General features: G+C 70.5%; 7 protein-coding genes. 2 read left to right on the top strand and 5 right to left on the bottom strand.

Features of this window, described 5'->3' with window-relative positions:
- On the top strand, positions 1–767 hold a 767-nt coding region (locus RH94_RS28725; protein ID WP_234426110.1), incomplete at its 5' end, for a LysR family transcriptional regulator.
- Positions 768–1053: 286 nt separating this feature from the next.
- The gene (locus RH94_RS28720) at positions 1054–2256 is read left to right on the top strand and encodes a phospholipase D-like domain-containing protein (RefSeq protein ID WP_234426109.1); all 1203 of its coding nucleotides are present in this window, start codon (positions 1054–1056) and stop codon (positions 2254–2256) included.
- 214 nt (positions 2257–2470) lie between these two features.
- Here RH94_RS28720 and RH94_RS28715 read toward each other — a convergent pair whose 3' ends face one another.
- The 5 genes from RH94_RS28715 to RH94_RS28695 all read right to left on the bottom strand — a co-directional run.
- On the bottom strand, positions 2471–3292 hold the full coding sequence (locus tag RH94_RS28715) for a hypothetical protein (protein WP_073951412.1): 822 nt from the start codon (positions 3290–3292) through the stop codon (positions 2471–2473).
- Positions 3292–4557, bottom strand: coding sequence for a VWA domain-containing protein (locus RH94_RS28710; protein ID WP_073951266.1), 1266 nt, complete (start codon positions 4555–4557; stop codon positions 3292–3294). The genes RH94_RS28715 and RH94_RS28710 overlap by 1 nt, the downstream gene beginning before the upstream one ends.
- A 73-nt stretch (positions 4558–4630) precedes the next feature.
- A complete protein-coding gene (locus RH94_RS28705; RefSeq protein ID WP_073951265.1) occupies positions 4631–5371 on the bottom strand; it encodes an NUDIX hydrolase in 741 nt (246 codons plus the stop codon).
- Positions 5372–5410: 39 nt separating this feature from the next.
- On the bottom strand, positions 5411–6949 hold the full coding sequence (locus tag RH94_RS28700; RefSeq protein WP_073951264.1) for a hypothetical protein: 1539 nt from the start codon (positions 6947–6949) through the stop codon (positions 5411–5413).
- A 119-nt stretch (positions 6950–7068) separates the two neighbouring features.
- Positions 7069–8437: IucA/IucC family protein (locus tag RH94_RS28695; RefSeq protein ID WP_234426108.1), on the bottom strand; the 1369-nt coding region annotated here is incomplete at its 5' end.

Below are 8437 nucleotides of genomic sequence, written 5' to 3'. Positions count from 1 at the left end.
CCCAGCCGCCGCTGTCGCGGGCGATCGCCCGGCTCGAACGGCGCCTGGGCGCCGTCCTGCTGGAGCGCGGCAGTCGGGGCGTCGCCCTGACCGGGGCGGGGGCGGTGCTGCTGCGGGAGGCGCGAGCGGCGCTGGACGCCGTCGAGGCCGCCGAACGGCGCACCCGCCGGGCCGCCCTCGCCGCGACCGGCCGCCCCGCCGTGGTCCTGGCCGCGAAAGCAGGCGCCTCCGGTGAACTGCTGGCCAAACTCCTCGACGCCTACGCCGCCGAGCCCGGTGCCGTCGCCGTGGACGTCGTGCTGTGCGGGCCGGGCGAGCAGACACGGGTGCTGCACGACGGCCGGGCCGACGTAGCCCTGCTGCATCGGCCGTTCGACGACACGGCCGGATTCGACACCGAGGACCTGCACACCGAGGGTCAGGTCGCGATCCTCCCGGCGGGACACCCTCTCAGTGCCCGCCCCCACCTGCGGCTCGCCGAGGTCACCGACCTTCCCGACCTGCCCCTGCCTCGCTGGCCGCGCCCCGACGGCACCATCCCGGACGGCCCCGGACCGCAGGTGCGCGACCACACGCAGCTCATCCAGCTCATCGCCCTCGGCCGCGCCTGCGCGGTCGTCCCGGAGTCAGGCCGTACCGGTCTGCGCGCGGACCTCACCGCCGTACCGGTCCCCGACGCCCCCCACGTCACCACGGTCATCGCCTGGCCCCCACACAGCCGATCGACGGCGGTCGCGGGGCTGGTCCGCGCCGCCACCGCCCTATGACCGACGGCGGTGAACGCCGGAACCGCATGCTGGATTTCATGGACACTGTCCAGTCTCTCATCAACTTCCGACACGTCATGCGGTACGAGGTGACGGCCTGCAGCGGCGTTGCCATAACCGCGTCCCTGGCTGAGCCAGGCTCCGACGCCAAGTGACGACAAGCCTGCCTTGGTGACGCCTATCGCGCCTCGGCTCAGCCGCGTTTGTGACGATGCGTCATGTAGGGTGCCGCCCGAACCGGAACTGTGTAAGGAAGTTGTGAATGAAGCTGCGTCATATTGCGCCCGTGGCAGCTGTCGTCCTGGGAGCGGCCCTCATGGGGGTCCCCGCGACGACCGCCGTGGCTGATGACACCGTGTCCCTCACCACCACGTTCAACGATCCGGCGGGCACCACGGCCCAGCAGGACGCCATCCGGGACCAGTTGCTGTCCCTGATCAACCGGGCTCCGGCGGGCTCCATAATCTACGGCAGCGTCTACAAGTTCACCGACAGCAAGGTGAAGGACGCGCTGCTCGCCGCCGACCGGCGTGGCGTGCTGGTCAAGCTGATCGTCGACCACGACACCCTCGACACCGGCGGCAGCCAGTACCAGGCGCTCGCGGACGGACTGGGCACCGATCTGCCGGCCAAGCGCTCATGGGTGCTGGCCTGCCCGAAGGACCGCGGCTGCATCGGCAACCGCACCATCGGTACCGTCCACGCCATCGACCACAACAAGTTCTTCCTGTTCTCCAAGGTCGGCAGCACCGACAACGTGGTCTTCCAGGCCTCGGCGAACCTGACCACCGCGCAGCGCCAGACCCTCTACAACAACGCCGTCACCATCCCCGACGACGGCTCCGGCCTCTTCGAGACCTACCTCGCCTACTTCCAGGACCTCAAGAAGTACGGCTCCAACGGGGGCAAGGGACTCGCGACGTACTACAAGACCCAGCAGAGCGGCCCGTACAAGACCTACTTCATGCCCCGCCAGGAGTCCTCGGGGACCACCTACTCGACCGACGCGTCCACGGACACGATCGTCTCCCTGCTGAACAACGTGGACTGCGCCGGCGGTGCCACCCAGATCCGCATCGGCATGTACGCCTTCACCCGCACGCAGGTCGCCGACAAGCTGGTGGCGCTGAAGAAGGCCGGTTGCCGGGTGGAGCTCGTCCGCAACGCCGAGGACGGCAACTACGGAACCAAGGTGCAGAGCATCCTCGACGGAAAGCTCACCTCCATCATGCGGTGCGACGGAACCGCGCGGAATGCCGACGGGACGCAGCGCACCATCGGCATTCACAACAAGTACATGCTGATCGAGGGCACCTATCTGGGCACTGCCAACCGGAAGATCGTCTTCACCGGCAGCCACAACTACACCTACCCCAGCCTCCGCGCGCATGACGAGACCCTGCTCAAGATCGACAACGCGGCCGTCTACGACAGCTTCAAGGCCAACTTCACCAGCATCCAGAAGAGTCCCTACTGCACCAAGGAGTGATCCGGCCGGCACCTGTCCCGCGTGAGGACTCGGGTGGGGTTCGGCTGACGCCCCGGCACCGCCGCCCGGAGCCGGGTCCGGTGGACGCGGTGCGGGAAAGGGCGCGTCGAGGTGAGCGGGTATGGCGCCGCGGCCGAGGAGTTGCGCGAGGCATGGGGGAAGGCCCGCTCCGAAGGAGCGGGCCTTCCCGAGGTGTTGCCGGGCGGAACCGCCGTCAGTGGCCCGGCGGTACTCGCGAGGGCCGGCCCGAGCCGCGGGTCAGCGCGTACCCGCCGATGCCCGCGAGCGCGGCCAGCACGCCCCCGATGCCGGTCCACACCCAGCGGTCGGACCACCAGCCGGAGGACCAGCCGCCGTCGGGCTCGATGCTGGACAGCACGGCCGACTTCTTCTTGCCGCCGTCGTCGCTCGAACCACTTTCTTCCTGCTCGGACTTGACCGCAATGCCCGGGGTCAGCGGCTGCGCGAGCGAGCCGTCGACCGCCGCCGCGCCGCCGATGTCCTTGGAGTCGGCCCGCACCTCGGCACTGACCGGCAGGCCCAGGTCGGACACCGGCAGGCCGACCGCCGTGAGCCGGATGTAGTACGTGCCCGGCAGCGGGTCGTTGGCCCACGGCTCCGACCAGGCGCGGACCGTGCGCAGCACGCAGGCCAGGTCCACGGAGGCCGTGCCCTGGGCGGCGGTGCGCGTCTGGGCGCCGTACTGGCAGGCCTGGCGGCGCCGCAGGCCGTCGTAGACGTCGATCTGCCAGGTCTGCGAGGCGTGCGACTCGGGCAGCTTCACCGTCGCCTTGACGGTGGGGCGCTGTCCGGCGTCCGCCGCGAACGACCAGTACATGTAGTCGCCGGTGGAGCCGCCGGCGGTGGCCTGCTGCCCCTGCTCGATCTCCGTGGCCGTACGGAACGAGGTGCCCGCCTGGGTGGGGGCGCCGTCGTCGTCCGAGGGACTCGCGGACGGCGAGGAGTCGGCCGCCGCGGGACCCGCGGCCAGCCCGAGCGCCAGCAGAGCTGCGCCCAACGCACGTGTGATACGCATCAGTTCGTCCTCCAGATCGCGACCCGCCAGCGCGAGATCCAGCCCCACAGCAGACCCGCGAGGAAGCCGGTCAGCACCAGCGCGCCGAGCAGCCACCAGCCGCGCCCGAGGCCGAAGGAGGCCACGTCGCGGGACTTGCCCGGACCGTCCACCACGTCGACGGTCAGCTCCAGCGGCAGACCCGGCGTGGTCTTCACCCCGGCGGCCGCCGAGAAGGAGTTGGTGATCTGCAGGCACACCGTCTCGGCCGGCGCGCTCTCGTCGTCGCTCTCGGGCTTCGGGTAGCGCAGGCCCGAGGAGATCACGTCCGTACGGCCGTTGCCCGCCGCCTCACCGCGCACGATCTCCCGTCCGTGCTCGGTCACGGCCCGCACCAGCACCCCGTAGTCGGGGGCGACGGCCCGGTCGGCGGCCACGCTCACCGAGGCCCGCAGCTCCTGGCCGGGGTTGACGTCCACCCGGTACCAGCGCTGCTGCCCGAACTCCTCACGGTCGGTGTAGAGACCGGACTTCAGCGTCGGCGCCTTCGCGCAGTCCGTGGCGCCCTCCGCGGCCACCGGCGTCACCACCGGGTCGGCGGCCCGGTCGACCAACTGGCCGACACGGTCACTGAGTTCGTCCTTGTGTTGGACGGAGGTGTAGGTGCCGCCGGTCGCCTCCGCGATGCAGATGAGCTGGTCGCGGGTCTTGGCGTCCGGCACCAGGCCGAGGGTGTCGATGGTCAGGCCGATGCCCTTGGCCGCTATCTCGCGGGCCACCTCGCACGGGTCCAGCGGCTGGCAGGTGTCCTCGCCGTCGGTGATCAGGACGATCCGGCGCAGGCCGTTGCCGCCGTCGAGGTCGTCGGCAGCCTTCAGCAGCGCCGGCCCGATCGGGGTCCAGCCGGTCGGCACCAGCGTCGCCACCGCCGCCTTGGCCTCGGTGCGGTTCAGCGGACCGACCGGGTAGAGCTGCGCGGTGTCCTTGCATCCCTCCTTCCGGTCGTTGCCGGGGTAGTTGGCGCCCAGGGTGCGGATGCCGAGCAGGACCTCCTCCGGGGTCGCGTCGAGCACCTCGTTGAACGCCTGCTTGGCCGCGGCCATCCGCGACCCGCCGTCCATGTCCCGCGTACGCATCGAACCGCTGACGTCCAGGACGAGTTCGACCTTCGGGGCATCCTGGCCCTCCGTCTCGTCGGCGACCGCGCCGGCGGGGAAGGCCATCCCGACCGTCAGGGCGGCGAGCAGAGCACAGACTCCTACCGCCAGCCGTTGTCTTGTGATCATCGGCGGATCCTATTAATCAAACCCACCTGGCTTCAAAACGGCAGGTGGCTGAGTGGTGATGCACGCGGTGCCGTCAGGTTGCGCCGCCTTTCCCCGTGTCGAAGAGGCCCGCGAGACGGGCCCGGTACAGCGCGGCGACGGAGAAGCCGTCGGTGATCCGCCCGTCGGAGACCATGGCCTCCGCCTCGGCGGGCGTCACCGTGATCACCCGTAGGATCGCCTCACCCTCCTCCGGATCCCCGAAGCCGTCCACGCGGGCCGCGTACAGTTCGACCTTGTGGGCCAACAGACCGGTGTCGGGGTGGAGTTCACCAAGGGCGATCACCGCCGTCGGACTTGCGGCGATCTCCTCCCGCAGTTCCCGTGCGACGTTCTCCTCGCCCGTGGCCCCGGGGTCCCCGAAGCCGCGGACCACCTCCCAGTGCCGCTTCCGGGTGGCGTGCCGGTAGTGCTCGATCAGTACGACCTTGCCCTCGGGACCGAGCAGCGGCAGGACCACCACGCCGGGGGAGGAGCCGGGGGGCGGCAGGACGCGGTCGTACAGACCCAGCCGACCGTCGGGGAAGCGCACGGGGTCGCGCAGGTACCACAGATGGCGGTTGGCCGACACCACACCGGCCGGGACCGGTCGGACCATTGCCCGCAGCCTTGCCCACAGGGCGCCCACCGGGCCCCGCGGACGGCTGTGTTGTGCCGCCGTCGCCAGGCGCCGGGCCTTGCGGACGAGCGCCGGTTCCGTCAGGACGTCGATCCCCTCGGCATCGTTGCGGAACCACTCCGGAACGGCCCGGCGCAGGGCGTCGTAACGGTTCATCGGATGCTTCCCAGGCAGTGCATGAGCATGCTCCAGGTTTCAGTATTCGGGCAGGTCCTCGTTGTCCTGAGTGGTCGTGGAGGCCGTGCCGGTGGGGCCGGGGCCCCTCCCGTCCCGGTAGCCGGGCAGCCGTCGCACCAGGTCGTGGAAGTGCGACCATTCGCGCTCACTCGCCAGCCGTACGGCGGCTATCTCGCGGGCGAACTTCTGTTCCTGCCGACCGGCCGTCCGGTTGCGCAGCACCAGCTGCACCGATCCGGTCAGCGATCCGCTCACCGTGAGCGGCAGGATCGAACCCGCCACCTCCCACATGTCGTCTCCGCTGACAGCCGTGAACACGGCCGCCCCCAGGGTGACCACGACCTCGACGACCGGGCGCCAGTGGTTCGGCCGTGCGTGCCTGCCTTCCCGGGCCAGCCTGAGGATCTCCGAGTTGAGCCGGACGTAGCGGTCGAAGACCCTTCCGACGGAGTCGTGGAAGGTCTCGGGTGCGGCGGTCAGTGTGTCGAAGGCCCGGATGTACTCGTTCCAGGCGGAGGTCTGCCGCAGTCGCCAAATGTCCTGGAGGTCCAGCGCGTTCACCGCGGACGGCGTCAGGTGGTCCTGGACCGTGGCAAAGGTGTGCCGCTGCAGCAACGTCAGCAATTGCTCCGGGTCCTCGACGAATCCGGCGGTGGCCCTGGCCTCGCGGGCCTCCTGCAACACCACACGCCGCAGGCTGCCGACAGGAGTGAGCGGATAACGCCCTAGGGCATCGGCCAGGTTGACGTTGTAGATCAGGTCGAGAAGCTGCTTGATCTCGGCTGCGAAGGGCTTGTCCCGGTCGTATCTGCCCTCCGCGATGTTCGTCCCCGGGACGGAGACGAACTCCTCGTACAGGGTGTTGCGTACGACTGGCTGCCTGCGCACGCTGAGGTCGTTGCTGAAACCGACGACCTCACCGAGTCGCTGTCCGAACCGGTCCGTGTCCTCCCGCGCCACTCCTACCTGGGCGGCGAGGATGTCGATGTCCTTGGCCGTCAGCCCCTGGACCTTCTCGGCGAACGGCTGGAACAGCCGGATCCGGGTGCGCTCCCTGTTCTCCTGGTCGCCCGGGGTGTCGTTCCACGACATGCGTACGCAGCGCACCCGGTCCGCGGCCGGCATCCCCGCCAGCGTCTCCTGCCAGGCGGTGAACCCGTCGCGTCGCAGGTGGAGATGGGCGGGCGGCTCCTCGGCCGGGTGCCGCTCGTTGAGCAGGAAGGGAACGATGGCCCCCGAGGCGAGGAGTCTCTGGTGCGCCGTGCGGGCTTCTCCCCCTTGCGCGAGGTCGCAGTTGATCGCGTCGTTGTTGTAGAAGTAGGCGCGGTTGATCACGACCTGGCTCGCGTTGATGAGGCTGCGGAAGTACTCGGTCCGCGCCTCCTGAACCCGCTGCCGACCGACCTGATCCAGGGAGCGGCCCCGCTCGATCATCTCCTTCGTGAGCTGGACGGGCACCCACTGGTTGTCCAGCGACTGCGCGATCACCGCCCCCGGTTCCAACTGCTCCGGGCGGATCGGCGTCATCAGGCCGTCACTGCTGTCGACGTCGGTCATCTTCCGCTCCCGAGGCTCTCGTGTCCGGCGAACTCCTCAGAGCTACACCGCCGGGCCGTGGGAGAAGGACCGGCAAGACGTTTCTGATCACAATTGACTGATAAATCGGCCATGTGGTGTCACCTGGTCCGGATGGGATTGGGCAGATGCATCCAGATGTCCCCCGTGTGTGCGGGTGACAACCGCATCAGCGTCAACGCCTTGGCGGGCAAAGGCTGTTCGCACAGTGCCGTCAGATCCGGGGTGCGTGGCAGATCCCGTACGGCCGTCTCCAGCGCTGTCCGCAGCGCGGCCCACGACCCGGCCGTTCCGGCCAGCGCGCCCGCCACGAGCGAGCCGAACAGCTTGCGGCGCAGGGCGGTCGGGTCGTCGGTGAGGTTCCGGGGCGGCAACTGCGGTACGAGGACCCCGTGTCGGGCGAGCCGGGCGGGGCTCACACGGATGTCGGCGAGGTCCCGGTAGACCAGCCGCAGCGGCGCCCCCGACCCGGACAGTACGACGAGCAGGTTCTGGCCGTGCGCCTCCAGGGCCACGCCCCGCTCCAGCAGGCGCAGGCACACGGTGAGGGCCAGGCGCGCGAAGTCACCCAGCCACGCAGGGGATTCGGGCAGGCCGGTGGTGGTGAGCGCGGCCACCGGCAGTACGTGCTCTCCGGCCTCGACGTACGTACGCGGCGACTCCCGCCACAGCGCCGCCAGATCGCCGGACCCCGCGCCGGCCGCCCCCAGCGTCCTGGTGATGTGCAGCAGGCCGTCCGTACGGGCCGCCAGGTCCACCGCGAAGTCCGACAGGGCCGCCGACGCGGCGACCGAGCCCATCGAGATGTCCCGCACCGACGACGTCAGCCGGGCGCTGAGCGCGGTCTTGACGTGCGGCCCGTCGGGCAGGGCCAGGGTGCGCAGGGACATCAGCGGGTGCGCCGTGAGGACACCGTCCTCGCACGGTCGTTCGAGCACGTGTGCCGCCTGCCAGGGGTGCACGGGTATCAGCAGCCGCCCGCCGTCCCGCAGCCCCTCCGGCCACGCCCCGCTCACCAGGCACTCGGACCTCCGCACCGGCATCAGTCCCAGCTCGACCGACGGCCGGTGCTCGGGCCCGTACGCCAACTGCTCGGCCACCGAGAAACCGGGCCGGGAACGGCAGTTGGGGTGGAAGGGGTGACCGTCGACCACCCTCTGCTCCCCCTCCCAGTCCTCCACCGGCCACTCTTCCGGACGAGCCCCGGCGGGGGCCGGCTGATCGGCCCGGGACAGCGCCAACGAGGCCACGCTGTGCCCCAGTTCGGCGGCGAGAGAGCCGCCGTGCGGCACGGCGAGGTCCGTCGTCAGGCGTGCCGGGTCGTCGTGGGCCGTCCCGTCCAGGAACACGGCGGTGACGTACGCGGCCGTGGCGTACGGGTCCGCCGGCGGGCCCAGCAGCCGGCGGCCGTCGGAGAGCCGCAGGACGAGCCCGTCCCGTACGCGCTCCCGGCCGGCGATCCACGGCAGC

Source organism: Streptomyces kebangsaanensis, assembly GCF_001906585.1.
Taxonomy (GTDB): Bacteria; Actinomycetota; Actinomycetes; order Streptomycetales; family Streptomycetaceae; genus Streptomyces; species Streptomyces kebangsaanensis.
Note: the sequence above shows the minus strand (reverse complement) of the source record. Positions and strands in the feature narration are given on the sequence as shown.